This is a genomic window from Bradyrhizobium sp. USDA 327 (assembly GCF_041262065.1).
Lineage (GTDB): Bacteria > Pseudomonadota > Alphaproteobacteria > Rhizobiales > Xanthobacteraceae > Bradyrhizobium > Bradyrhizobium liaoningense.
Genome location: NZ_JBGCCW010000001.1, coordinates 5,275,597 through 5,301,897 on the forward strand (window position 1 = coordinate 5,275,597; position 26,301 = coordinate 5,301,897).

At 64.7% G+C, this 26,301-nt stretch carries 23 protein-coding genes and 1 pseudogene; 8 read left to right on the forward strand and 16 right to left on the reverse strand.

Translation table 11 applies throughout. From position 1 onward, the window contains the following. Positions 1-13: 13 nt before the first annotated feature. The 5 genes from ABIA42_RS24840 to motA all read right to left on the reverse strand — a co-directional run bounded on the left by ABIA42_RS24840 (position 14) and on the right by motA (position 3,637). Positions 14-1,054: a flagellar motor switch protein FliG gene (locus tag ABIA42_RS24840; protein WP_035670173.1), complete on the reverse strand. Its 1,041-nt coding sequence runs from the start codon at positions 1,052-1,054 to the stop codon at positions 14-16. A 2-nt stretch (positions 1,055-1,056) separates the two neighbouring features. Beyond that, positions 1,057-1,431: a flagellar motor switch protein FliN gene (gene fliN, locus ABIA42_RS24845; protein WP_061877142.1), complete on the reverse strand. Its 375-nt coding sequence runs from the start codon at positions 1,429-1,431 to the stop codon at positions 1,057-1,059. 76 nt (positions 1,432-1,507) lie between these two features. Next, complete coding sequence (locus ABIA42_RS24850) at positions 1,508-1,822, reverse strand: hypothetical protein (RefSeq protein ID WP_035670167.1); 315 nt, start codon at positions 1,820-1,822, stop codon at positions 1,508-1,510. Beyond that, the gene (locus ABIA42_RS24855) at positions 1,803-2,744 is read right to left on the reverse strand and encodes a flagellar motor switch protein FliM (RefSeq protein ID WP_370120183.1); all 942 of its coding nucleotides are present in this window, start codon (positions 2,742-2,744) and stop codon (positions 1,803-1,805) included. The genes ABIA42_RS24850 and ABIA42_RS24855 overlap by 20 nt, the downstream gene beginning before the upstream one ends. Continuing rightward, the gene (motA, locus tag ABIA42_RS24860) at positions 2,741-3,637 is read right to left on the reverse strand and encodes a flagellar motor stator protein MotA (protein ID WP_271531096.1); all 897 of its coding nucleotides are present in this window, start codon (positions 3,635-3,637) and stop codon (positions 2,741-2,743) included. Before motA ends, ABIA42_RS24855 begins: the two co-directional genes overlap by 4 nt. 142 nt (positions 3,638-3,779) lie before the next feature. On the opposite strand from motA, the gene ABIA42_RS24865 reads away from it, so the two are divergent. The 4 genes from ABIA42_RS24865 (at position 3,780) to ABIA42_RS24880 (ending at position 8,128) form a co-directional block, all read left to right on the forward strand. Next, positions 3,780-4,568, forward strand: a complete 789-nt coding sequence (locus tag ABIA42_RS24865; RefSeq protein ID WP_370120178.1) for a DUF1217 domain-containing protein — start codon at positions 3,780-3,782, stop codon at positions 4,566-4,568. A 3-nt stretch (positions 4,569-4,571) separates the two neighbouring features. Next, positions 4,572-5,300: a flagellar basal-body rod protein FlgF gene (gene flgF, locus ABIA42_RS24870; RefSeq protein ID WP_131869528.1), complete on the forward strand. Its 729-nt coding sequence runs from the start codon at positions 4,572-4,574 to the stop codon at positions 5,298-5,300. Between the two features lie 42 nt (positions 5,301-5,342). After that, a complete protein-coding gene (gene fliI / locus ABIA42_RS24875; RefSeq protein WP_370120174.1) occupies positions 5,343-6,668 on the forward strand; it encodes a flagellar protein export ATPase FliI in 1,326 nt (441 codons plus the stop codon). An 824-nt stretch (positions 6,669-7,492) separates the two neighbouring features. Then, entirely contained in the window at positions 7,493-8,128 is a 636-nt protein-coding gene (locus ABIA42_RS24880; protein WP_271531100.1) for a MarR family winged helix-turn-helix transcriptional regulator, read from the forward strand. Positions 8,129-9,225: 1,097 nt separating this feature from the next. Here ABIA42_RS24880 and ABIA42_RS24885 read toward each other — a convergent pair. Further along, positions 9,226-10,764: a porin gene (locus tag ABIA42_RS24885; protein ID WP_370120170.1), complete on the reverse strand. Its 1,539-nt coding sequence runs from the start codon at positions 10,762-10,764 to the stop codon at positions 9,226-9,228. A 513-nt stretch (positions 10,765-11,277) separates the two neighbouring features. On the opposite strand from ABIA42_RS24885, the gene ABIA42_RS24890 reads away from it, so the two are divergent. Beyond that, positions 11,278-11,757: a MarR family winged helix-turn-helix transcriptional regulator gene (locus tag ABIA42_RS24890; protein ID WP_271531102.1), complete on the forward strand. Its 480-nt coding sequence runs from the start codon at positions 11,278-11,280 to the stop codon at positions 11,755-11,757. Between the two features lie 79 nt (positions 11,758-11,836). On the opposite strand, the gene ABIA42_RS24895 is transcribed toward ABIA42_RS24890, so the two are convergent. Beyond that, entirely contained in the window at positions 11,837-12,916 is a 1,080-nt protein-coding gene (locus ABIA42_RS24895; protein WP_370120166.1) for an alpha/beta hydrolase family protein, read from the reverse strand. Between the two features lie 534 nt (positions 12,917-13,450). On the opposite strand from ABIA42_RS24895, the gene ABIA42_RS24900 reads away from it, so the two are divergent. Further along, positions 13,451-14,515: a ketopantoate reductase family protein gene (locus tag ABIA42_RS24900; protein WP_370120163.1), complete on the forward strand. Its 1,065-nt coding sequence runs from the start codon at positions 13,451-13,453 to the stop codon at positions 14,513-14,515. Between the two features lie 26 nt (positions 14,516-14,541). On the opposite strand, the gene ABIA42_RS24905 is transcribed toward ABIA42_RS24900, so the two are convergent. Continuing rightward, entirely contained in the window at positions 14,542-15,126 is a 585-nt protein-coding gene (locus ABIA42_RS24905; protein ID WP_370120160.1) for a LysE family translocator, read from the reverse strand. Between the two features lie 460 nt (positions 15,127-15,586). On the opposite strand from ABIA42_RS24905, the gene ABIA42_RS24910 reads away from it, so the two are divergent. Together ABIA42_RS24910 and ABIA42_RS24915 are read left to right on the forward strand one after the other, a co-directional pair. Next, positions 15,587-16,405: a YkgJ family cysteine cluster protein gene (locus ABIA42_RS24910; RefSeq protein WP_370120156.1), complete on the forward strand. Its 819-nt coding sequence runs from the start codon at positions 15,587-15,589 to the stop codon at positions 16,403-16,405. Positions 16,406-16,510: 105 nt separating this feature from the next. Beyond that, positions 16,511-18,026: pseudogene (locus tag ABIA42_RS24915) on the forward strand (helicase HerA domain-containing protein). A 10-nt stretch (positions 18,027-18,036) separates the two neighbouring features. Here the strand turns inward: ABIA42_RS24915 and ABIA42_RS24920 are convergent. From ABIA42_RS24920 to ABIA42_RS24955, 8 genes are all read right to left on the reverse strand, one after another. After that, on the reverse strand, positions 18,037-19,128 hold the full coding sequence (locus ABIA42_RS24920) for a HoxN/HupN/NixA family nickel/cobalt transporter (RefSeq protein WP_271531108.1): 1,092 nt from the start codon (positions 19,126-19,128) through the stop codon (positions 18,037-18,039). 156 nt (positions 19,129-19,284) lie between these two features. Then, complete coding sequence (locus ABIA42_RS24925; RefSeq protein ID WP_271531109.1) at positions 19,285-20,025, reverse strand: ABC transporter ATP-binding protein; 741 nt, start codon at positions 20,023-20,025, stop codon at positions 19,285-19,287. Beyond that, complete coding sequence (locus ABIA42_RS24930; RefSeq protein WP_370120147.1) at positions 20,022-20,870, reverse strand: ABC transporter ATP-binding protein; 849 nt, start codon at positions 20,868-20,870, stop codon at positions 20,022-20,024. The genes ABIA42_RS24925 and ABIA42_RS24930 overlap by 4 nt, the downstream gene beginning before the upstream one ends. After that, positions 20,870-22,693 (reverse strand): ABC transporter permease, encoded by a 1,824-nt coding sequence (locus ABIA42_RS24935; protein WP_370120144.1) that lies wholly within the window; start codon positions 22,691-22,693, stop codon positions 20,870-20,872. Before ABIA42_RS24935 ends, ABIA42_RS24930 begins: the two co-directional genes overlap by 1 nt. A 56-nt stretch (positions 22,694-22,749) precedes the next feature. Then, positions 22,750-23,907 (reverse strand): ABC transporter substrate-binding protein, encoded by a 1,158-nt coding sequence (locus ABIA42_RS24940; RefSeq protein WP_370120141.1) that lies wholly within the window; start codon positions 23,905-23,907, stop codon positions 22,750-22,752. A 58-nt stretch (positions 23,908-23,965) separates the two neighbouring features. Continuing rightward, the gene (locus tag ABIA42_RS24945; protein WP_370120138.1) at positions 23,966-24,541 is read right to left on the reverse strand and encodes an alkylhydroperoxidase domain protein; all 576 of its coding nucleotides are present in this window, start codon (positions 24,539-24,541) and stop codon (positions 23,966-23,968) included. Then, positions 24,538-25,152: a CMD domain protein gene (locus ABIA42_RS24950; protein ID WP_271531114.1), complete on the reverse strand. Its 615-nt coding sequence runs from the start codon at positions 25,150-25,152 to the stop codon at positions 24,538-24,540. Before ABIA42_RS24950 ends, ABIA42_RS24945 begins: the two co-directional genes overlap by 4 nt. A 37-nt stretch (positions 25,153-25,189) precedes the next feature. Continuing rightward, entirely contained in the window at positions 25,190-26,224 is a 1,035-nt protein-coding gene (locus ABIA42_RS24955) for a putative FMN-dependent luciferase-like monooxygenase (protein WP_370120134.1), read from the reverse strand. Positions 26,225-26,301 lie beyond the last annotated feature (77 nt).

Sequence of the window (26,301 nt, forward strand, 5' to 3'; positions counted from 1 at the left end):
GCCCGTTCAGCGGTCAGCGGAAGACCAGCTCATCCTCCTGCTCGGGGTTGAGCTCGATTTCGCCCTTTTCCGCCAGCTCGAGCGCAAGATCGGTGATCACGCGTCGCGCCTCCAGCACGTCGCGCTGGTTCGACGGCTCTCCGATGGCGAGCTCGTGCTCGACGACGCGGCGGACGCGCGAGGCGACCGAGGACAGGATCAGCTCGCGGAAATGCTTGTCGGTGCCCTTCAGCGCGACGACGATGCGATCGGTCGGCACCTGGTCGAAGATCATGGTGCGCGCCTTCGGCGTCAGGTTGACCACGTCGTCGAAGGTGAACAGCAGTTCCTTCAGCACTTCGGCCGACTTCGGCCGCTTCTCCGACAGGCTCTTCAGCATGTCCTCGATATGACCCCGCTCCATCTTATTGATGATGTCGGCGACGCGGGCGTAAGTGTCGGCACCGAGGTTGCGGGCGAAGTTCAGCGTCAGGTCTTCGTGCAACGTCTTCTCGATGATGCGCATGGCATCGTCGACGATCGGCTTGAGGCTCAGAACGCGCCGCATCAGTTCGTTACGCAGGCTCGAGGGCAGCTGGCTCATCACCTTGGCGGCGCAGGCTGGCTTGACCTTGGACAGGATCAGCGCCGCCGTCTGCGGATGCTCCTTGGACAGATAGCTCGCGAGCGAGTTTTCAGACACCGACGAGACGCGGTCCCATACCGACCGGCTCGAATTGCCGAGCAGATCCGACATGATCTGCGAGACCTGGTCGGCCGGAAGCACGTCGCCGAGCACGGCTTCCAGGCCGCCGAGGGTGCCGAGGATGTTGGCGCCCATCGAGAACTGCTGGGCGAACTCCTCGACGATTCCCTCGAGCTCCTGCGCAGTGATCGGCCGCAGCTCCGCCGCCGCCTTGGTGACGATGCGGATCTCCTGCGGCTCGAACTGCTGCAGCACGCTCGCCGCCGCCTGCCGGCCCATCGCCAGCAGGAGCGCGGCAACCTTTTCCGTGCCGCCCAGCGTGGTAACACCTCGCTGCTTGGCTGGCGCGATGCCGACCGGTGCCGCCATGATCAGGTATCACCCTGGCCCAGCGGACCAACAATCTCCGTGAGCGAGACGCCGAAGCGGGAATTGTCCTCTTCGACGACGACCACCTCGCCGCGGGCGACGATGCGGCCGTTGACGACGACGTCGACGGGCTCTCCGACCCGGTGATCGAGCGGAACCACCGCGCCGCGACCAAGCTTCATCAGGTTCGCCACCGGAATGGTCGCCGAGCCGAGCACCACTTGCATGGTCACGGGGATCCGCAGGATGGCGTCGATATTGGCGAACTTGCCGGTCTCCTCGGCCGTGCGCTGGGCGATCTCCGCCAGCCGCTCAAGGGGAGACGTTTCGGCCTCTGCCGATGCGGGTGCAGATTCATAGTCGAAGGATTGCGCCATCTGGTATCGCCTCTTGGTATATCCGCTGCCGGAGCGCCGTGGCGTTCCGATCGTAGTTGTCCTGCCGGCTTCGGCTTCAATGCTTGTTCAAGTCGGCGCCGCCTGCGGTCGCGGCGGGTGCGAGGCCGCTTCTGGCATCGAGCGCCGCGATCGCCTCGTGGGCCTGATCGATCTTCGTGCTCAGCACGTTGGCGAGCCGTCCGAGATTTGCGGTGGAATCGTGCGCCGCCGTGATGACCGTGTCGAAGGCGCCCGCCGTCTCGTGCACGATGGTCGAGAATTCGCCCTGATAGCTGCGCAGCCGCGCCAGCTCGCGGTGCATCCTTGTCACCCGCATGCTGGTGAAGGCGAGCGCGATCAGCAGCACGGCATCAACGAGATAGGATATCATCGACGAACTCCCGTTTCTGGTCGACCGGATCTGCCACCTGCATGGCGTAATAGCCGTCAAGCTGGCCGATCTGACACCAGAACAGCACCTGATTGTTGCTTTCGAGACGGGCCAGCGTGCGCGGCGTGGCCTCGAGCTCGAGCACTTGCCCGACCTGGAACTTCACGACGTCGCCGAGAGACACCGTCTTCTCGTCGAGCACCGCGCTGAGCGTCACCTCGGTCCGGTGGACCTCGCTCTCCATCTGCTCGCGCCAGCGTGGGTCGGCCGCGCGACCGTCGCTGACCACGACATGAGCAAGCTTCTGCCGGAGCGGATTGAGCGCGGAGTGCGGGATGATGAGGAACATCTGGCCGCCGCGGTAGAGCGCCTGCAGCATGATGTTCGCGCAGATCGACATGTTGCCGCTTCGCCCGATCGCCAGCGAAGCCATCGCCGTCTCGACCCGCTCCACGCGAAAGGTGACGTTCGAAGTGCCGGCGAAGGCGGATTGCAGCGCCTTGGCAAACCGCTCGAACAGTGCCTGCACCAGGCGGAGCTCGATGTTCGAGAACGCGCGCTCGACGTCGAGCGGCGGCTCGGCGCCGTCGGATCCGAACATCGCCTCGACCATCGTGAACACGAAGTCACGGTCGAGCATGATGATGATGCGGGAGTCCCACTGCTCGGCGTAGAGCACCGCCGCCACCGCGTTGGCCTCGTAGTCCTTGATGATGTCGCCGACGCGGTCGTTGGTAATGCCGTTGACCGAGAAATAGCAGGGGGTTCCAGCCATCGGCTGGAGACTGTCGGTGCACGATGCCGCCATGCGATCGAAGATCACATTGAGCATCGGCATACGATCGATCGATATGCCGGCGGCGTCCAGCAAATAGTTCGGCAGCTGCTTGCGCTGATCGACTTCGGCGTCTTCCATCATCATGCGCGCGCCGCCTTGGGTTCGGCTTCGGCCACGACCGGCTTGGGACCTGCGATGGTCTCGTTCTCGACGACGTCGATCGACGGCCGCTCTGTGCTCGCGATCATCTTGCGGCCGTGCTCGACGGCGATCTGCGGCATGGCGCCGTTCATGAACGCCAGCAGCGTCTGCTTGACGATGATGTAGGGCCGGCAGCGCTTCTCGCGCGTCATTTTGATCTTCAGCGCGAAGGGCGAAATGATGCCGTAGGACAGGAATATGCCGGCAAAGGTGCCAACGAGCGCGGCACCGATGAAGCCGCCCAGCAGCTTCGGCGACTGGTCGAGCGCGCCCATGGCCTTGATGACGCCGAGCACCGCCGCGACGATGCCGAGCGCCGGAAGCGCTTCGGAAACCACCACCAGCGCATTGTAGGGGGTCAGCTTGCTCTTCACGATGGTGTGGATCTCCTCGTCCATCAGCGCCTCGATCTCGTGCGTGCGCGCATTTCCCATGATGATGAGGCGGACGTAGTCGCAGATGAACTGGAGCAGCGAAGGATCGCCGAGCACGCTCGGAAACGCCTTGAAGATCTCGGAGGACGAGGGATCGTCGATATGTGCCTCGACCTCGTTGCGGCCCTTGCCCCGCAGCTCACGCATCAGGGCATGCAGGGCCCCGAGCAGGTCGAGATAATAGCGCTGCCCCGGCACCGCGCCGGTGATGGCCTGCATGCAGGCAACACCGGTGTCCACGACCGTCTTCCAGGGATTGGCCACGATAAAGGTGCCGACCGCGGTACCCATGATGATCACGAATTCCCACGGCTGCATGAGCACGGCCAGATGCCCGCCCATGGCTGCAAAGCCGCCGAGCAGTGCCGCTACCGTGATGAAAATCCCCACGAAACTGCCCAACGCGCCGCTCCATCGCCGATCCCATCGGGAATATCTAGTCGGCCACGCTTGCGCGAGGCTGGCTTCTTCGTCGCCAGCCTCGCGCAAGCAATTCGCGGCAGTTTGAGGCGAAGCCGCAACAGCGGCCAGAGGGGCGCGCGTCATGCTATCCACCATCGCGGACTACACCCGACTGACCAAGGACATGGGCAAGTCGCTGACGCAGGTCGCACAGCAGCCTGACGTCAGCCGCGAGACCGACTATTTCCTCAGCCATATCGGCAACGTGAAGACCATCGACGATTTCCTGAAGGACTATCGTCTCTATTCCTACGCGATGAAGGCCTACGGCCTCAGCGACATGACCTATGCCAAGGCGTTCATGCGCAAGGTGCTGACCGAGGGCGTTGCGAGCAAGGACGCCTTCGCCAACAAGCTGACCGACACCCGCTATCGGCAATTCGCGACTGCCTTCAATTTCGCTGCCCTCGGCGACAAGGCAACGCAGGCCGCCGCGGCCACGACCGGCACCGCGACCCAATACGTCACGCAGACGATGGAGGAGAAGGCCGGCGATCAGAACGAAGGCCTGCGATTGGCGCTCTACTTCGCCCGCAAGGCTTCCACGATCACGACCTCCTACCAGATCCTCGCCGACAAGGCGTTGACGCAGGTGGTTCAGACTGCAATGGGCTGGTCGTCGACGATCAGCTCATCCGACATCGATGCCCAGGCCAAGATGATCACGGACAAGATCGATCTCGCCGATTTCCAGGACCCGGCCAAGGTCACTAAATTCGTGCAGCGTTTCGCGGCGATGTGGGACGCGACCCAGGCCCAGAACGATCCCTCGACCAACCCCGCGCTGGTCCTGATCGCCGGCGCGTCGACGTCGATCAGCATGGATACCAACATGCTCACGACACTTCAGAACATCAAGTTCAACAGGTAGGCCATGCAATCGGCTCTCTATGTGGGATTGTCGGCGCAGGTCGCGCTCGAAAAGCGTCTCCAGACGATCGCCAACAACGTCGCCAACGTCAACACGGCGGCGTTCCGCACCGACGTTGTGAAGTTCGAGACCGTGCTGTCCAAGGCGGGACCGACCCCGGTGGCGTTCTCCTCGCCCGGCGACAACATCATCTCCCGCGAGATGGGCAGCATCACCGAGAGCGGCAACCCGCTCGACGTCGCCGTGGTCGGACAGGGCTGGATCGCCTTCGCCGGTCCGAACGGCACGGTCTACACGCGCGACGGCCGCCTCCAGATCGCTCCCAACGGCGACCTTCAGACCGTGAGCGGTTTCCCCGTCGTCGATTCCGGCGGCGCGCAGATCACGCTCGACCCGAACGGCGGACCGATCTCGATCGCGCGCAGCGGCGCGATCACCCAGGACAACAACGAGATCGGCACAATCGGCCTGTTCAACATTCCGCCCGACGCCAATCTCGAACGCTACGGCAATTCCGGCGTGACGCCCGACCGGCCAGCGACTGCCATTGCCGATTTCTCCCGGGACGGCTTCAAGCAGGGCTATGTCGAGGGCTCCGGCGCCAATCCAATGCTCGAATTGACGCGGCTGATCTCGGCCTCGCGCGCCTTCGACGGCACCAATTCGATGATCGAGGGCACCGAGAGCTCGCTCCAGAACGCGATCCGGACACTCGGCGAACCCGGCAAGTAGACTGCGCCTCGCGCGCGTTGAGATTGAGGTTGGACGGTTTCCTTGAACGCTCTTCGGCAACTCGAGTGGGCGCTGCTGGAGCTTCAGCAGAGCACTCCCCTGGCAAGCGTCAGCGGCGCGATCTCCGAGATCGCGCCGACGCATTTCCGCGTTTCCGGCCTGTCGCGCTTCGTCAGGCTCGGCGAGCTCATCGGCGTCAATTCGGCCGGAAAGCGCCAGATCGGGGAGGTGGTGCGGATCGACAGCGACGGCATCGTTGCCAAGCCGTTCGACCGGCAATTTGCCGGCGGGCTCGGCTCGGTCGCCTACCGGATGCCGCCGCTGTCCTTCGCGCCCGATCCGAGCTGGAAGGGCCGCGTCATCAACGCCCTCGGCGCACCGCTGGACGGACAGGGCCCCCTCACCCAGGGTCCCCAGGCGGTCTCGGCGGAGGCGGAGGCGCCGTCGGCCATGAAGCGCGCACGCGTGCACAAGCCGCTGCGCACCGGCGTGCGCGTCATCGACCTGTTCGCGCCGATCTGCGCCGGCCAGCGCGTCGGCATCTTCGCAGGCTCCGGCGTCGGCAAATCGACGCTGCTTGCGATGCTCGCCCGCAGCCAGGGTTTCGACACCGTCGTGCTGGCGCTGGTCGGCGAGCGCGGCCGCGAGGTGCGCGAGTTCATCGAGGACGTGCTGGGCACCGACCGTCACCGCGCCGTCACCATCGTGTCGACGGGAGACGAAAGCCCGATGATGCGGCGGCTGGCGCCGAAGACGGCCATGGCCGTCGCCGAATATTTCCGTGATCGGGGCGAATCGGTCCTGCTCATGGTCGATTCGATCACCCGTTTCGCCCATGCCGCCCGCGAGGTCGCGCTCGCCGCCGGGGAGCCCGCGGTCGCGCGCGGCTACGCGCCGACGGTCTTCACCGATTTGCCGCGTCTGCTCGAGCGCGCCGGTCCAGGCGAGGAGGGATCCGGCACGATTACCGGGATTTTCTCCGTGCTGGTCGACGGCGACGATCACAACGAGCCGATCGCCGACACCATCCGCAGCACACTTGATGGGCACATCGTGCTCTCCAGGCACATCGCCGACCAGGCGCGCTATCCGGCCGTCGACGTTCTGGCGTCGGTCTCACGCCTCGCCCATAACGTCTGGGACCCCGAGGAGCGCGAGCTGGTGAGCAAGCTGCGCGCCATGATCGCGCAATACGAGGACACGCGCGACCTTCGCTTGATGGGCGGATATCAGTCGGGACGTGATTCGGGTCTCGATCAGGCGGTCGACATGGTTCCGAGAATCTACAACGCGATGCGGCAAGGCGCTTCGGCTCCGCCGAGCGCCGATCCATTCCGCGAGCTCCGGGACATGCTCAAGGGCGATTAGCGGATGGAGAGGGTGAGGCGGCGTATGAGAGGCGTCTGCCGCCCATTCTGCGCGAGGTTTTCGACAGGATATTGCGCATGGCGTTACGCTGCCGGCGCATGCGTACCCGGATCCATCACCGATTTCCGTCACGAGCGCGTCACCATTCGGGTGAGCACAACGCCCCGCCGCGGCGCAGGCGATCGCGCGCGACGATTCTGCGAACACGGCGACGACAACCGTCACGTGCAATTCCTGTGAGTTCCCTTGGGGCATTCTCCGCCGGAACGCACAAGTTGTGGATGACGTGCCGACACACATCATCGTCGTGCACAAGCTTCGGTCAGTTTGCGTCGACGACAGACAGCAACATGCCGTGCAATCAGCCCCTCGCAAAGTCGAGCGCATGTTGCTCGTCAGGCAGCGTATTGCGTTCACCATCATGTGTCCCGAAGAGCGCGATTGTCTTGAACGTTGCAGCCGCTTACGACGACATCCAGTCTGCGCGAGCGTCTTGACTTGATTTTGTTGAGAAGCTCATTCATCGTTTCGCTCGAGTATAAGAAACGTCTGCCTGTGACTTGAACTTTGGGGGCTTCGGTTGAACCACTCCGATCCACCGTCTGCCGGTGACGGCAACCCGGGCTCCCGCGCGACGACGACGCTGCTGGCATGCCATCGACGCAGCCTCTCGTTCCGGACGATGCGTTCCGCAACGGCCAAGGTGCGGCGCGTTGCGGTCCGTGCCTTTGAACGAGAGCTCGGCACGACAGGCTCGTCGGACACTCAGGGCGCAGAGCGGCTCCGGGACGCCGCAGACAAAGTTCCGGGGACGAGGTAGATCCATGCCATTGGCGCGGGAAGCCGTCGAGCTGCTGGTTCAGGCGGCGAGGGCTTGGTATTTCGAAGGCGATCAGCATGGATTGCGCGATCGGGAGTGGATGGCGCTGCGCTTTCTCGGCCGCGCCAACAGATTTTCGCGCACCCCGTCCGCGCTGGCCGGCTTCATCGGCGCCACTCGGGCGACTGCATCGCAGATCGTGAAGACTTTAGAGAGCAAGTCCTTTCTGGTGCGAAAGCCGTCGCATGAGGACAAGCGTTCTGTCGTCCTGCACGTCACCGCCCAGGGCGAGAAATGCCTGAGCCAGCACGACCCGATCAATCACGTGGTGAATGCGGTCACTTCGCTCGGGACCGACGAGTGCATCAGGTTGCGCGACTCTCTCCGCGAGATCCTCAATCACCTCGATGCAGCCCATCAGCGGCTCAATGCCAGTATCTGCCGGGACTGCATGTTTCTCGCAGAGCGCGGTCCGGGCACCGGCAAGGGACGTGCAACCGCCGAATTCATGTGCCGGCTGTATCGTGCGCCGGTCTCGCTCGAAGAGACCGAGCTGCTCTGCACCAGTTTCGAGCGCACGCGCGACCGCCCCAAGATCGAGCAGCATCTCGACCCCGCGCGCGTGGCGAGCCGGGGGTGAGGCGGACGACCCGACCGCAACCTGGGATGACGACCCAAGACCTGCGGAAGATCTCGCAGCGGAAGAATCTCTTCGAGACGCTCACGTGTCCCTCCCGGGAGCACGTCGGCATTGCGAGCGCAGCGAAGCAGATCCTGTGCGTTTCCCTGGAGGGATTCCAAAGTTTCATCCAGCGCGTGTCTGCTCCTCAAGCCTGTTTCCAACTCGCATTGCGGAGCACAGGCGCCATCGCAGTCCCAACACCGCATCTCAACTTGCAGACATGGCTTCGCGCTCTCGCGGCCGAATTCGCCCGAGCTTTGCTTCGTCGCTCACCCTCTCGAGCCAAGAGGGCGCAGGGAAGACCGGGTGCCGGCCGGCACCCGCGGTCCGCTGCGCGAAATGCACACGCAGGAAGAACCGCACAGCAGCATACAGGTGAAGCCCAACACACGGCCTTCCCTGCGCGATGGTCGGACGGCTTATGCCGTGCTCTCCCGGGAGCCGAGTTCGTTCTGGCCTCCCTCACCCCGCGAAAGTCGCCGGCGCCGCGCCGGTTGACGCGACTGCCGCCTCCGCAAGAGCTTGACCGTAGCAACGACGGCCAGGACCACACGGTTTTGCCGTACGCGCGGCCCGCCATTTCGCCGCAGTTTTCCCAGCCCTGTCGACGGAGCTGGAAACTTACAGGCGAGACGAAGCCTAGCAGCGCCGCTCGTCCGCACGCGGTTTCGGGCTCACGGAGAGCAATCCGCCCTGCCCTGACTCTCGTGCACGACGCTGCCGCGTCCGCCGCAAGCCCGGCTCGCGACAATGACGACCTCATGATCGCCCCTCAAGGATGACCCGGGATGGACGACACATACGATAAATCAGAATTTCGGTAAAGCGGAATATTTTCGCACAGCCCGCTTGACAGCCCCGCGGGGTGTTTTGCCCGGTCGGGCAATTTGGGAGATTGCAGCCTCCAACCGTAGTCCGGCGTCTTGCCACCGGTGCGACGGTCCTGAAGGCGCTTCGCTCCATGCAGCCTGCAGACGCAGTTGTCCGCAGGGCTGCACAATGAAAAGCACCCGGCGGTTTCCCGCCGGGTGCTCCTCGAATTGCTTCGACGGATCTTACCAGTTGCGCTGAGCGCGGAGGAGCATGGTCAGGCTGTTCTGATCCTTCAGCTCGTAGGTTGCTGTCGGTTTGCCGTAGCTGGCTGCCGGCGTGACCGTGACCGTGCCTGCATACTTCTGGTCGAGATGGGTCCACGTGAGGTCGGCCGAGAAGGTCAGGTTCTTCACCGGCGTCCAGCGGGTGATCACACCCACTTGGCCGACGTTGAAATCCGGATTGCAGGACGTAACGCCGGCGACGTTCATGACACCGGCGTAACCGCCACCACCGCAGACATAGTTCTTAGCCAGCGTACCGAAACGAGCCCCGGCATACGCACCGTACAGCGCGGTGTTCCAGTTCGGATTCCAGTTGTGCGTGTACGCGCCACGGAAGCCCCATGTCTTGACGCTCTCCTGCTGACTGCCCGTGACGAAGACCGTGTCAGGAGCATTGGCGAAACCGACGCTTCCGTACGAGCTGCTCGAGCTGCCATACATCGAGTAGGAGCTGCCCGCGAGGTTCTGGAAATTGTAGCGGGTCGCGCCATCGGTGTAGACGCCCGAAATGTTGATCGTATCCCCCGCGCCGGTCGGGATGTTCTTGATCGACAGAGCGAGCTGAATCGCCCAACCCCACTTGTCGTCGGGGTGCCCGGTGGCCTCGGTGGCGCCGTAATAGGCGACGTGGTTGTCCTTGGCTGCAACAGACGCCTGGAACAGACCCCAGGCTTGGTCGACCCGCACCTGACCAACGAGGTTCGGCGAACGCGAGCCGCCAACGTCGTTGCTGCCATACGAGCCGCCCACGATGCCGGCGACGCTCGCACCCGACATGTTCAGATTGCCGGCCTGATAGTAGGCTGTCGCGTCTTCCACCGAGAACGAGGCCGTCACACCCTGACCGAAATCGGCGGTGTAGGAGCCCTGCAAGACACCGGTGACCGTGCCGCTGCCGCCGACGAGACCGTCGAAGTTGTTGCCGGGATAGTTGGTCCAGGGCGCGTCGAACTGCGACACGGCCTTACCCATCGTGAAGCCGGCGAACTGGATGAAGGCGTAATACACACCCACCGAACCGCCTGAGGTGCCGCCGTCCGTTGGATTGACGGTCGACGTACCGGAGGTGGTGGCGGAGTAGCCAGTCGCGCCAGTCGCGGAGCCCTGACCGGTGTAGTTCCCCGTGGTCCAGGAGAACGTTGCATCGAAGAAGGTGCGGACCACGCCGTACTCGGTCGCGGTGCGCGTATCGATGTTGAGGTCTTGACGAGCGCGCGCGGTGTAATAGTTGCTCAGGCGATTGTGGGAACCAGCGGTGGCGCCGTTCGCAGCGCCGTAGACGCTGTTGGTGCCCAGCGCGACTTCAGCGCGCAGGTAACCACCCAGCTTGATGCAGGTGTCAGAGCCCGGGATGTAGTAATATCCGGCGCCGTACAGCGAGCAGATCTTCACGTATTCGATCGCCTTGGCCTTTACGGGGAGATCGGCTGCGAGTGCCCCGGAGACAGCCATCAGGCCGGCGGCCGAGCCGAGAAAGAGCGTCTTCGTCAACTTCATTAGTACCTCCAAGTCGGTTCCGGGGGCTCGGCGCCTCGGTGGACGCCGCGTTGCCCTCTTCAATTTCCGTTCAGTTCAGGTCCGCACCGAAGGTCCGGACTGAAACGACAGTGAGGCGCCCCCTCCGTCGCGGGATCACATATAGTTTATAAAAACAATCACTCCAATTCATTAATTTCGTGAATCGTATGTTCTGAAGAAGCTGTTGCCCGTGGGCAACAGGAAGACGATACAAGCAGAAACGCAGCACAATAGCGCACAAAAAAGCCCTCAGGGGGCATCCTGAGGGCTTCCTTGGAGGTCTCGCATCGCTGTCCATTGATGGTCAAGAGCAGCAAATATCGAGTACAGACTAAATAACTTCATCAATTGTTTTTTGCAATTAAAAAACGACCAGTTCGTTGCCTCCATGCAATGCCCACGGGCCGAGGCTGCGCGCGATCATCGAGACATCAACGAAATATGCCGTTACAAGATCTGCTCTGCTCCCTTCGAACGAAACCGCGAACCGACATGATCGAGAAGAAACTCGACAGAGCGATTACGGACTTCATCTGGAACGTGGTCGAAATCCACTCCCAGCTGGAGGACATCCACACCAGTTGGGCCGAACTGCTGGGCATAACCGAGCCGCAGTGGCTGATCTTGATGGCAATAACTGAACTGGACGATGGTCGCGGCGTCGCCGGAATCGACATCGCAAATAAGTTACGGGTCCATCCGGCCTTTGTGACCAACCAGACCAAGAACCTCGAAAAGAGCGGCTTCATATCGCGGCGGCCCGGAGCGGAGGATGCGCGTTTCGTCCTGATGTCGCTCACGGCAAAGGCGACAACGGAAATCGAAAAACTGTCCAAGAGAAAGCTCGCCTTGAATTCCACCATGTTCAACGAGCTCGACGAGAAGACCTTGGCTGATCTGAACGTCGCACTCGCAAGGATCGCCAAGAACGCCCGACTGGCTGCGCGATTGCTGGCCATCGACGTTTCGTGATCCGTTGATGCCTGGGGCAGAATGACGCCCCGAGCTGCTGTGGTCGCGCCGAACCGCCTGCAGGCGATCCCCGACGCGGCTAGAGGTAGACTACGGGATCGAGCCGGCGGGCAGTTCCGAGCTTGCTGTCGAGCCATTCGAAAATGAAGTCGTCGACGGTGACGAAATTCTCGACCTCGCCCAGAGGGTACGGGATGCGATTCGGTACGACGATCGAGCAATCGGCTCCGGCCTGCCGATAGCCGGCTTGCAGTTCGAGAGCATCCTGCTCCCGCACCATCGAGCGACTTCCAACGACCACGAGAAGCGGGCAAGGTATTCGACGCGACGGCAGCAACGAATTCGTCGCCGTCCCCTCATGGCTGGCCTCCGCAAAGCCGGTCATCCAGCGAACCGATGTTCGACGCATGACCGACGTCAAAAGACCTCCGTCGCACACGGCGGCAGCTATCCTGCGGTCAGAGCGGGCAAGGCGGGACGCTTGACTGGCGCCCGCCCCTTCGCCGTAGATGGCGATCCGCCGCGAATCGACGTCCGGCCGAGCCTCCAGGTAATCCAACCAGCATTGAAGCAGATGTTCGGGCTTGAAGGTGCGGGGAATACGTGAATTGCAGGCATCGATCAGCAGGAGTGACACGTTGCGGCGGAGTGACGCCGGCAACAGCCTGCTCAGCATCGAGCGAAAGGAGATTTCCTCGTCGCCTATGCAGATGATCGCGGGTGCGGGAAGGACATGACAGGACGCCGCGAGAAAGAAGCCGGTCGTCCCCTGATCGTGGCAATCAATCTTGACGCGTTCGATCGCACCACCAAATTCTGTCTCGAACCTGCTCGTGATGGAATCAATCTTCCTTCCGAGGTCGATGCCCGCAAGGTCGCCCCGGCAAGCCAGACTTCTCGAAACTTCAAAGGCCGTCAGCGAACAAAGGTACGCCTCGCGCGCAATCTCAAGAAGCCCATCCGCGCTCGCAGTTTCCGCGAATGTCCAATATTCGTTTGCAATCCTCAACCAGTCCGAGACCCACAGATGCCTGTGTACGTCGCGCGCAAGTTCTGCCACGGACATGTTCTCGAAGAAATTCGACGCGCGATTCCGCAGACGCGCCAGGCTTCGACCCGCACCGTCGCACGGGCCGCGAGGCCAATGGTCAATTTCCATCTCTGTCTCCGAACGACGGCAACGGCACTGAATGAAGCAGTCTGCCCAAACGAACCGGCTTCGAGACAAGCTCCGGGCCGGCACAACTCGATCTCACGTCTCAGCTCCGTCATTCATAGGTAGTCATGCGCCTGCGCACTCTGCCGTTTTTGTGGTCCCGCTTTGTAGTTTTGTAGTTTTTCATTGCTGGCAGCGACGCGCCGTCGGGCGCGAGACCGCGAACGACGCAGCGGATTGCCGCTTCATCGGCGCCGCGCGTCCGCGGCCGAAGCGTGACGACACACGATCGCCTCCCGTCGAGGCGGGATCAGCAGAGGCGATATTTCCGAATTTCGGGCGATGCATGTCACTGCGGCGCTGACTGCGGGCGTCGCTCGCCGCACTCATCAAGATGCGAGCCGAGCCGTGTATTCAAATTGACTGGCATGCATTATCCCAGTTGCCATCGCGCGGCACTTCGCTTTACATGGCGCCAACTCGCCTCGGATGTCGAAGCCCGGGGCTCAAAACACAATTTTTCCAAAGGGACGGAACATGGCGCGCAACATATTGATTCTGGGGGCTTCTTACGGCTCCCTGCTGGGCACGAAGCTGCTGATGGCAGGGCACAACGTGACCCTGGTCTGCCGCGCCAAGACCGCGGAGCTGATCAATCGGGACGGTACCGAGGTGCGCATCAAGTTGCGTGACGAGGCGGCGCACCGTGCGATCTTCTCGCGCGACCTGCCCGGCAAGCTCGATGCGGTCACGCCGGCCAATGTCGACCTTTCCCGTTACGATCTGGTCGGCCTTGCGATGCAGGAGCCGCAATACACCAACCACACGGTGCGCGTTCTCATGGTCAAGATCGCCGCGGCGAAACTGCCGTGCCTGTCGATCATGAACATGCCGCCGCTGCCCTATCTGAAGCGCATTCCGGCACTCGCCGACATGGACCTCGAAGAGGCCTACACAAATGCGCAGGTGTGGGAGCGGTTCGAGCCGGGGCTGGTGACGCTGTGCTCGCCCGACCCGCAGGCATTCCGTCCGCCGGAGGAAGCCGCCAACGTGCTTCATGTCGGCCTGCCGACCAACTTCAAGGCATCGGTCTTTGCCGACGAGAAGCACAACAAGCTGCTGCGCGAGCTCGAAGCCGACATCGACGCCGTGACGCTCGACGGCCACGACGTGCCGGTGAAGCTGAAGGTGTTCGACTCGCTGTTCGTGCCGCTGGCGAAATGGTCGATGCTGCTCACCGGCAATTACCGCTGCATCACGCCCGGCGAGCCGCAGTCGATCCGCGACGCCGTGCACGGCGATCTCAAGCGCTCGCAGACGATCTACGACCATGTCGACGCGATCGCCCGCCGGCTCGGCGCCGATCCGCAGGACCAGGTGCCGTTCGCGAAATACGCCAAGGCCGCCGAAAGCCTGCTCAAGCCGTCCTCGGCCGCGCGCGCGGTCGCGAGCGGCGCGCCCTTCATCGAGCGCGTCGACCTCCTGGTGAAACTGATCTCGCATCAGCTCGGCGTGCCGAACGCCGAGATCGACCGCACCGTCGACACCGTGGACCAGAAGCTGAACGAGAAGATCGTGCAGGGTGGATCGGGCGCGCCATAACGCGCCGTCGCCGGCGACGTCGGCGCTCAGGCGATCAGGAACGATTGAAGCCAGATCAGGCCGGTCACGGCGACCAGCGTGACCGCGCCGGTGCGCGCGATCAGGTCGGGATGCCCGAGGTGGCGGGCGCCGCGGCCAAGCGTTGCGCCCAGAACGATCCACGCGGCTCCGGCAGTGACGATCTGAAGCGCGACTACGCCGAGCCAGGGCAACAGTTCAAGCGGCCCGGCCCCAAGGGGCAGGAGCAGGAACGCGAAGACCAGCGCTTTCGGGTTCAACAGGGTCGTCAGCAGCACCTGACCGAACGTCACCGCAGCCCCCTCGCGCAGCTCGCGTGTGTTGACGCGCCAGAGCATGACGGCGAGGCACAGGATGTAGATGGTCACAGCGACGCGGAGCACGATCGCCGCAATCGGGATGTCGCTGATGACGGGACCAAGCGCCAGCCGCAGCACCGCGATCGCCAGCAGATAACCGCACAGCTCCGCCGCGAGCAGATGAAGGGAGCGCGAGATGCCAGCCCCTGCGCCCGATGTCGCGAGCAAGGTGTTGGTCGGCCCCGGCACCGCCAGCAGGAAATAGGCCGCCGTAATGAAGGTCAGAAAAGTCATACGGCCAAATAACAGGCCTGGGGCTCACGGATCTTGATCTGCGTCATTCCGTGCCGAGCGTGGGATCGCCTCTTTGCATTGCCGCTCACTCCAGCTTCGGCGCGACACTGTTCCCGGTGTGGCGCAAACTCAACGACAATCCTTGCGCCTCATCGGCCACATGCCCCGCGCGCGGATCGCTGGTATCACGACTGCGTGAGACGACCGCATGCCGGTCGCCCTATCCCGGCGCTTCGTGGCCAAAGCGAGCCGATTTCCACGTGAAATCAGCTCGCACACGTACAGGTCCTTCATTCGCGCAAACGTTGCATGCGCGCAGGACGGGCACGGCGTCTTGCCCTGCCACGGGGAGATGAGCAAGATACGTTTCTGAGTCAGGTTTCCGCAACCTGTTAGCCGGTCCGTTTGTTCCGGCGTGATCGCTATGCACTGCTGAGATAGCCAGACAAGAACAACAAGAATGGATCAGGCGATGCTGAGCGTCGTCCGCGCAGTGGAGGCGGGCGCGACGACGATGAAGGGCGTGATCGACGCCACCGGACTATCCCGCCTCAAGATCGAACGCGCGTTGAATACGCTGGAGAAGCAGAAGCTGCTGGTCCGCGACGGACGGGGCTTTCGCGCGACCGGCCTGCCGCAGACGACCCGGCCGGCCCGGCAATGCGGATCGTGCAACGCCTGCTGCGATATCCTCGAAGTGGCCGCGGTCGACAAGCCGGTGAACCAGCTGTGCCGGCATTGGCAGACGGGCACGGGGTGCACGATCTATGACCGCCGCCCGCAGATGTGCCGCTCATTCGTGTGCGCCTGGCTGCAAGGCCATCTCGACGACGACTGGTTTCCCGAGACGGCCGGCCTCGTCGTGCATTTCAGCCAGGACGCCGTCAATGTCACCGTCGACGACGACTGCCCGGATCGCTGGCGCGGGGAGCCATATTTCAGCAAGCTTGCCGAATGGTCGCTCAACGGCATCAGGCGGATCGGAAACCGCGGCTATGCCACCCTCGTCGTCTCCGCCACCGAGCGATTCCTGCTGCTTGGACGCACGATCGTTCCCGATCCGACGCCGTTCGGCACGGCCTTCCTCCCGCTCACGGCCGACACGTTCCGATTCTGGAAGGCGACATCGCCGGAGCATTTGCGGCGGCTGCACGAGCGAATCGCCGAGATCGAGCGGATCAGGCAGGAATTCGGCTCCTGCGCGATCCCCGAGACCGAGGACGACGATCCGCAAGCCCCCTATCGACCCGAGCTTCTACGGTTGTCGGGGCACGCCTGAACCCCGTCGTGGGCAACGCGGCATGATTCGCCCCGCGCCGCTCGACGCGCCGCGACGGGATTGATAAGCCCCTGTCCGCGAATGATGGGGACTTGAGTCGGGGACATGACGGTTGCGATCGAGATGGGGCAGACCACGGCAGGCGCCGCGGCCGCCATGGACCTCGAGGAACTGCTGGCGACCCGCCTCCTGGTGCAGGGCAATTCGGGCTCCGGCAAATCGCACCTGTTGCGGCGGCTCCTGGAACAGAGCGCGCCGTGGGTGCAGCAGGCCATCATCGATCCCGAAGGCGACTTCGTGACGCTGGCCGAGCGCTTCGGCCATCTCGTGATCGAGGCCGAGGACCATACCGAGCGCGGCCTTCAGGTCGCCGGCGAGCGCGCCCGGCTGCATCGCGTCTCCACCGTGCTCAATCTCGAGGGGCTCGACGCCGAGAACCAGATGCGGCGTGCCGCGGCCTTCCTCGGCGGTCTGTTCGACGTCGATCGCGACCATTGGTATCCGATGCTGGTCGTGGTGGACGAGGCGCAGCTGTTCGCGCCGGCCGTTGCCGGCGAAGTCTCCGACGAGGCACGAAAACTGTCGCTCGGCGCCATGACCAATCTGATGTGCCGCGGCCGCAAGCGCGGGCTCGCCGGCATCATCGCGACCCAGCGGCTGGCGAAGCTCGCCAAGAACGTCGCGGCGGAAGCCTCCAACTTCCTGATGGGGCGGACCTTCCTCGACATCGACATGGCGCGCGCCGCCGATCTGCTCGGCATGGAGCGGCGGCAGGCCGAAGCCTTTCGCGACCTCGAGCGCGGACAGTTCATGGCGCTGGGACCTGCACTGTCGCGCCGTCCGCTGCGCTTGAACATCGGCCCGACCGATACAAGCCCGCGCAATTCGACGCCGCGGCTGATGCCGCTGCCGGAGGCGACCCTGGAGGATGCGCGCGCCGTGATCCTGGCGGCACCACCGCCCGATGCCAGCCGGCCGCAGCGCCGGCCTGCGCCGGATCTGCTGGAGCAGCTTCGCGCAGCGAAGGCGGCCGCCGCGCCGGAGATCCGGCCCGAGGTGGCCGAGGTGCCGGTGAGCGCAGAAGAGCTCGCCGAGCGGCGCGAACGCGTCGCCCGCACCTTGCGCGCCGTGCTGGCGGAGCCCGATGCCGGCTTCCGCGCCATCGGCGTGCTCTATCAGGAGTTCGTGGTCCGCTGCCGCATCGAGGGGCTCGGCGCCGCGGTGCCGGACCTCAACGAATTCCGCCGCATTGCTGACGCATGCGCGCGCCGGGCTGGGGACTGATCTCACCGAAGACGACGCCTGGCAGGACGTCGTGCTGCGTGCCTCGATCCTGCCCGACGACATGCAGGGCGTGTTCATGATGATCGCGCGCGCGGCCAAGGAAGGCTGGCCGTGTCCCGGCGATGCTGCGATCGCCCGCGCCTACGGCTCGCATTCGCTGCGCCGCGCGCAGCGGCTGCTCGGCTACATGGAGGAGCAGGGCCTGATCGTCTGCCAGCTCGACGGCGGCGGACGCCGGATCGTGACGCTGGTGGAGCTCGCCTGGGCGACGGCGCCGGGCGATCCCAACGCCGACGACTTGCCGGTGGAACAGGTCCAGAGCGCGGCTTCGCTCTGAGTCGGCGGAATCAGGGACGTCTCATCACGACGGCCTCGGTCGCATCGAAGCCTTCTGCCGCGTCCGCCGAACCTCGCCCGTCAACCGAGAACATGCGGCGATAGAGCACGATCGAGGCGAGCCATGCGATCGCGAACAGCGCGATCACGGCGAAGCCGACATTCGCCAGCGACTCGTTCAGACCGTCGACCAGCGTCCACATGCCGCCGGAGAGGCCGAGCCGATCGCCGATCAGGCCGAGCGCTTCGATGCCGCCGATGAACAGCGCGACCGCGACGGAGGCGCCGGTGATCGTGAGATTGTACCAGAGCTTGCGCAGGGGATCGACGAAGGCCCAGCGATAGGCGCTGACCATCAGCGCCGAATCGGCGGTGTCGACCAGTGCCATACCGGCGGCGAACAGCGCCGGGAAGACCAGGACATCGGCGAGCGAGGCGCCGCGCGCGGCTTCGCTGGCGGAGATGCTGAGCAGGCCGATCTCGGTCGCGGTGTCGAAGCCGAGGCCGAACAGGAACCCGAGCGGATACATGTGCCACGGCTTCGTCACCAGACGGAACAGCGGCCCAAGCAGCCGCGCCAGGACGCCGCGACGGGCGAGGAGCGCATCGAGGCCTGCGGCATCGTGAACGCCCTGCTCTCGCGCCATGCGAAACGTCCGCCACAGGCCGGCGAAGATGGCGAGATTGATGGCCGCGATCACCAGCAGGAACAGCGCCGACACCGACGTGCCGATCAGACCGCCGATCTCCCTGAGCAGGCTGTCACCGCCAAGACTCACGACGCCCAGCGCCAGCAACATGGTCGCGACCACGACCACGGTGGAATGGCCGAGCGCAAAATAGAGACCGGCGCTGCGCGGCGTACCGCCCGCCTGCATCAGCTTGCGCACGACGTTGTCGATGGCGGCGATGTGATCGGCATCGACGGCGTGGCGGAGGCCGAAGACCCAGGCCAGCAGCGCGGTCGCCATCACCGTCGGCCGGTCGCCGAACAGCGAGAAGGCCCAGGCCCATGCGGCGACGTTGGCGGCGACGAGCCCGCCGAGCAGCACCACCGTTCCGGGCTCGGCCGCCCGCTCAGACAATTTCATCACGAAGTTCATTCCGTCCCGCTGCACACCCTGTCGCGCCAACGGTATGATTTTTTCATAGATTAGTCACACTGGCTAGTCCCAGAGAAGGTTCGTCGTGCCGCGGTTCCAGACGGCGATGGCCGGGACAGGCCATGACGGTGCGGGCGCGTCATCGCACCTGAATTGCTACGCCGCCTCGGAGCCGCCGAGATAGGCATCGCGCACCCGCGGATCATCCTTCAGCGCCCGCGCCGGACCTGACAGCACGATCCTGCCGGTCTGCAGCACATAGGCTTCATGTGCGATCTCGAGCGCGAGGCTGGCGTTCTGCTCGACCATGAACACCGAGACGCCCACCTGGTTGATGCTGCGGATCAGTTCCAGCACGCGGTCGACGTAGAGCGGCGACAGGCCCATGGTCGGCTCGTCCATCACGATCATGCGCGGCCGGCTCATCAGAGCGCGCGCCATCGCCACCATCTGCTGCTCGCCGCCGGACAAGGAGCCGGCGCGCTGCGACAGCCGCTCGCCGAGCTTCGGGAACAGCGTCAGCATCCTGTCGAGATCCTGCGCCACCGCCTCACGGTCGTTCCGCACGAAGGCGCCCATCAGGATGTTCTCGCGCACGCTCATGTCCGCGAACAGCCGGCGCGCCTCCGGCACCGAGGCAATGCCGCGGCGGACGATCTGCGGCGTGGAGAGGCCGATCAGCGAGGCGCCGTCGAACGTCACCTCGCCCGAGCGCGGCTTGACCAGACCGAGAATGATCTTCATCGTCGTCGACTTGCCGCTGGCATTGCCGCCGAGCAGGCAGACGATGTGGCCGCGCGCAACCGTGATCGACAGGTCGAAATGCACCTGCGCCTGGCCGTAGAACGTGTTGACGTTGAACAGGGCCAGCAGCGGCTCGGGCGAAGGATTCGTCATGCCGCACTCTCCTGCTCCGTCGTGCCTGATAGCCCGTGGCCGAGATAGGCCTCGATCACCTTGGGATCACCACGCACCTCTTCGCCCGGCCCTTCCGCGATCTTCTTGCCCTCGTCCATGACGACGACGCGGTCGGACAGGCGCATCACCATCTCCAGCTTGTGCTCGATCAGGAGGATGGTCAGCCCTTCCGCCTTCAGCTCGGCGACGAGCGCCTGCATCTCCGCGGTCTCGGTCGGGTTCATGCCGGCTGTGGGCTCGTCGAGCAGCAAGAGGCGCGGCCTCAGGGCGAGCGCACGCGCGATCTCGACACGGCGGCGGTTGGCGTAGGACAGACTATAGGCGGGCTGGTCGATCCGCGGCAGCAGCCGCTCGCCGAAGCGAGCGAGGATCGCCTTCACCTCCTCGCGCAATCGTTCTTCTTCCGCCTTGACGCTGGCGGGCCGCAGCAGCGCCAGCCCCAGCTCCAGGAGTGGACCGATCACCGGCATCGCCGGTTTCACCGCACGCAGACGGGTGTGCGCGCCGATCAGGACGTTGTCCATGACGCTGAGATTGCCGAAGACGCGCCCTAGCTGGAAGGTGCGGGCGATGCCTTCGGCCGCGAGCCGTTCCGGCGAAAGACCGGTGATGTCCTTGCCTTCGAAGCGCACGGCGCCTCCATCGGGCCGGTCGAGCCCGGTCACGAGATTGAACAGCGTCGTCTTGCCGGCGCCGTTCGGGCCGATGATGCTGATGAGCTCGCCCTTGGCGAGGTCGAGATCGATCGCATCGACCGCGGTGAGGCCGCCGAAGCGGCGCGTCAGGCCGCGCAGGGACAACATGGGCGCATGCTGATCCGCCATCAGACTGTCCCCAACAGGCCTTGCGGCCTGAACCGCACCAGCAGCAGCAGCACGATGCCATAGATCAGGATGCGGTACTCGGCCGCGATGCGGAAGAGTTCGGGCAAGCCGACCAACGCGACCGATCCGACGATCGCGCCGACGACGTTGCCGAGGCCGCCCAGGATCACGACCGTCAGCGCCAGGATGGATTGCTGCGTGTTGAAGGTCTCGTGGTTGATATAGGAGTAAAGATGCGCGGCGATGCCACCGCTGACGCCGGCGGCGAAGCCGCCGAAGATGAAGGCGAGTGACTTGTAGCGGTTCAGGCTGAGGCCATAGGCACGCGCGGCGATGTCATCGTCGCGGATGGCGCGAAAGCTGCGGCCGAGATGCGAACCGAGCAGCCGTCCTTGCACCAGGGCCAGCACGAGCATCACCGCGAAGCTGAACCAGTAGACCGAGGACGGGCTGATCAGGTCATAGCCGAACAGCGACAGCGGCGGGATGCCTGAGATGCCGATCGGACCGCGGGTGACGCTCTCCCAATTCAGGATCACCAGCGAGACGATTTCGCCGATGGCGAGTGTCGCGATCGACACATAGTGCCCGCGCAGGCGGAACGATGGGGAGATCAACAGCGTGCCGAGCGCAGCACTCATCAGGCCGCCGCCGATGACGGCAAGGCCGACCGGAACGGCCAGCGTCAGTGACAGCAGCGCGGAGGTGTAGGCGCCGATCGCGAGCAGCGCGGCGTGACCGAGCGAGACCTGGCCCATCGTGCCCGCGACCAGCGTCAGGCTGAGCGCGAGCATGCCGAGCAGCCAGGCGTTGATCAGGGTCTGGAGCACGTAAAAGGACACCGGGAAGAACGGCAGGACCGCGAAGGCAGCAGCCGCGCCCAACAGGACCAAGCGCGGAATGCGGACCGGACGGCTTGGCGCGATGAAGGTGCCGGTGAGCGGCTCGGGCGGGGCCTGCCGCGCGCTGGCGAACAGGCCGTTCGGGCGCAGCACGAGCACGACGACCAGCAGCAGGAACGCGAACAGATTGCGATAGCTGGTGCCGAACACGGCGACGCCGTAGCTCTCCACCAGTCCGAGCAGCAGGCTGCCGATCACCGCGCCGGGCACGTTGCCGGCGCCGCCGACCACTTCCGCGACGACGCCTTTGAGCGTCGCCTGCAGGCTCATCGCGGTGTCGATCTGGTTGTAGTACATGCCGACCAGCAGGCCGGAGACGCCGCCGAGCGCGGCCGCGATGCCGAACACCGCCTGATTGACGCGGTTGACGTCGACGCCCATCTGCATGGCGGCGTCGCGATCCTGCGCGGTGGCACGCACGGCCCAGCCGAGCTTGCTGTAGCGCAGGAATACGAACAGCAAGAGCGCGCTGGTGATGCCGACGCCGGCGATCAGGAGATCGAGCGGCCCGATGGTGCCGCCACCGAGCTGAAAGCGAACGTCAGGCAGTTGGCTCGGCAGCGCGCGCGGATTGGGCGAGAAGGTCAGCATCACCAGTTGGTCGAGCACGAAGCTGATGCCGATGGTCGCCAGCAGCGGCGCGATGCGCACCGAGTTCTGGAGCGGACGCAGGCCGAACCGCTCGATGATCAGGCCGACCATCGCGGCGGCCGCCGCCACCACGATGATAGTCAGCGGCAGCGGCGTATGCAGCCGCACCACCGCGACCCAGCCGATATAGGCGCCGACCAGGTAGATCGATCCTTGCGCGAAGTTGATCAGCCGGCTGACGCCGAAGATCAGCGCGAGCCCGACCGCAACGAGAGCGTAGACATTGCCGACGATCAGCCCGTTGATCGTGTAGTCGAGCCAGGAAGACAAGCGATGATCCCCGCGAAAAGAGAAGTGCGGCCGGAGCGCCCACTCCGGCCGTCAGGTCAGGTCGGCTTGCCGTCCCACAGCGTGAACTGGCCCTTGCGCACGACGAGCTCGGCGTTCATGGCACCCTTGACGCGGCGGCTCTCGACGTCGAACGTCGCCTGGCCGTAGATGACGCTGGAGACGTCCTTCACCTTGGCGAAGGCGTCGCGGATGGCGCGGCGGTCGGTGCCGCCGATCTTCACCACGGCAGCCGCCATGTTCATCGCGTCATAGGAATAGGCGTTGAAGGCGTCGGGCTCCTGTCCGTTGTACTTGGCCTTGAAGCCCGCGATGAACTTCTTCACCTCTGGCCGCGGATCTTCCGGAAAATAGCGCGTGCCGAGATGGACGTCCTCGACCGCTTCGCCGCCGAGCTCCAGGAACTTCGGCGAGTACACCGAGCTTGCCGCGCAGATCGTCTGCTTCAGGCCGACCTGGCGGGCCTGGCGGGCGATCAGCGCGCCGTCGGAGTAATAGGAGATCAGGATCAGCCCGTCCGGACTGGCGTCGCGCACGCGCACCAGCGTCGAGCGGAAGTCGCGCTCCTCCGCGATGTAGCCTTCGGTCACCGCGATCTCGGCACCGTACTCCTTCGCTGCCTTGACGAAATGGTCGCGGCTGGTGCGGCCCCAATCGGTGTTGAGGTGCAGCACCGCGAGCTTCTTCAGGCCAAGACGCTTGACGGCATAGGACGCCAGCAGCGGCTGCTCGTCGGCCTGGCTGACGGACGTGCTCCACATGAAGTCGCCACCCTTGGTGAAATCAGGGTGGGAGTTGGTGAAGCCGAATTGCACGAGGCCGCCGCGCTGATAGATCGGCGAGGCCGCCATCGAGGCGGGACTCGAAAAATCGCCAAGCTCCATGACGATGCGGGGATCGGAGACGAATTTCTGGGCGATCGCCACCGACTGGCGCGGATCGCTCTGGCTGTCCTCGAACTGGTAGGCGAGCTTGCGTCCGTTGATGCCGCCGGCGGCGTGAATCTCATCAAGCGCGAGATCGAAGCCCTGCTTCCACTGGGCACCATATTGCGCATTGGGCCCGGTCAAGGGGCCGCTGACGCCGAGCAGGACCGGTTCGGCGGATTGCGCAAGGGCGGCGCGCGAAAAGGCGGCTCCCGCCATCATGGCGGCGAGTGAGCCCCTGACCAGGGTACGGCGATCGATGTTGCTCATGCACGGCTCCATCCATTCAATGTTGAAACAGCAGCAATTCTTGTGCCGGTGAGATTGCCTATTTCGAGGGCTCGCCAAGCGACAGCATCAGCCGGTTCGCCCAGTTGAAGAACGAGGCGCCATTGATGACGTCGACGATCTCGGCATCGTCGAGGCCCGCACGGCGCAGCTCCGCGATATTGTCGGGACCGAACGCGATCGGCGTCGCGGCCAATGCCACGGACGCCTTGACCACGGCATTCCAGCGTTCGCCGAGATCGGCTTCGACGCCTTCGTCGAGTAGGCGCTGCACGTCGTCGCGGCGTTTGGAGTAGGTGCTGGCGAACCGCGCATGCACGGAGGCGCAGTAGATGCAGCCGTTGTAGCGCGAGGTCGCAGCCGCCGCGAGCTCGCGCTCGGCGCGCGGCAGGCCGTCGGCCACATTGTAGAAGATGTCCTTGTCGGTCCTGGTGCGGGCTTCCAGCACCTCGGGGTCGCGCACCAGGAGACGGAAATATTCCGACTTGGCGCGGGCGCGGTCGACCAGACCGGCGAAGTGCCGTTCGGTCAGCTCGGCCTCGGGCAGCGGATCGATCCACGAGACCCAGCCGAGCTCGTCCTGGGTGAAGACGACGGGCGGGTTGACGGTGTTCATGATGCGACCTCCTGCGCGCTTGCTGCTGCGAGCGTGCGCAAACCGCTGACGACGCGCACCTGGAACGACAGGAACGCAACGAGCTGGGAGAGCGTGACGATGCCGGTGGTCGACCAGCCGGCGGCCAGCAACGCCTTCATGTCGGCGGACGCGGCATCGCGCGGGTGGAACACCAGGAGATGCGCGTGCTCCAGTGCCGCGACCAGCCGGGTGCCGAGGACAGGTTTGCGCTCCGCGCTCACGCGATAGATCAGCCCGGCCTTGTTCTCGATCGACAACGGACCGGCCGGATAGGCGCCGTACGGCCCGGACGTCCTGCCGCGCTCAGTCTCGGCCTTGATCGCTTCGAGCAAGGGTGCTCCATCCGCGTTCGCGGCGAGCTTCTCGCGATAGAAGGCGGCGACCGCGGACTCGCCATGGAGCCCGGTCACGAAGGCCGCGACCGCCGCGCGCTCGGAAAGCGAGAACTCGCTCGGGTCGATCGGCTCAAACAGGGCGAGATAGCTCTTTTGCGCGTTCTCGCGCGCCTGAAGACGACGCGTGCGGATGGCGTCGAGAGCCGATCCCGGCTCGATCCCGGCGAGCGTGTCGATGATATCTTGTGTACCCATCAGTCAGCCTCGTGCAGCGCGAACATGTTCATTCCGGCTAGCCCGCCAGCGCCACTTCGGGTGCCGTCCGGGTCCAGCCCAGCGCCGGCGCGACCTTGTCGGCGACGAGCTCGATCGATCGCAGCACATAGGGATGCGGCGCATCGACCGAATGCACCTGGAAGACGAGATCGGTCACCCGCTCGAGCGTGGCATCGGTGCGGAGCGAGGCGATCACCTCGTCGGCGGCGCCGACATGGGTGTCGAACGCGGTGATCATCTCCTCCAGCGTCTCGCCCGGGGGAAGGTGACCGCCCTTCATGAATTGCGGCAGCGCGCGCCGCAGTCCGATGTCTGCGAGGCGCATCGCCTCACGATGGTCGTCGGCGACGAAGACGCTGCGCGAAGCCATGATGCGCGGCTCGCATCCCGACGGCAGCGCTGCGAGATAGGCGTCGATGATCGGGTTCTGGATCTCGGCCAGCGTGGCCTTCGGCGCATCCTTGGCCCGCGGCTGGGTGCGCGACAGCAAAAGGCCGTCGCCGGCCTTGCCGGCCCGAGCACCGCCCGCGACCGAGAAGGTCGCCTGCCAGATGCGCTTGTCCAATTGTGGACGCAGCGGATAGAGCGTGTCGCCGCCGTCGAGCGGCTTGCCGACCAAGGCCGTGCGAACGATTTCGAGATTGCGCGCAAAGATCTCGTTGCGCTGGGCGCTGTCGAGGCCAAAAGCGGCAAAGGCCGAGGGATTGCCGCCGGTGCCGACGCCGAGCTCGAAGCGGCCGTTGCAGAGCAGATCGAGCACCGCGGCGTTCTCCGCAACCCTGACCGCATTCTCCAGCGGCAGCGTGACGATGCCGGTGCCGAGGCGGATGCGCGAGGTCTGCGCGGCGACGTAGCCGAGGAACGTGAAGGGCGATGGCAGACCGCCCTCACGCTCGTGAAAATGATGCTGCGCGATCCACGCGGAATCGAGCCCGGCCTTCTCGGCGTGCACGATCTGCTCGGCCGCGAAGCGATAGCGGTCCGCCGGCGGTGCCTCGTCGAGCAACCGCGTGAAGAAGCCCAGGCGTTTCAGGTTTGCGAAGCGTTTCATACGACCCCTGTCGGGCGAGGATTGCCACGCCCCCGATGATGTCGGTTGCCGCAGCTCCAGACAAGCGGGGCATTGCA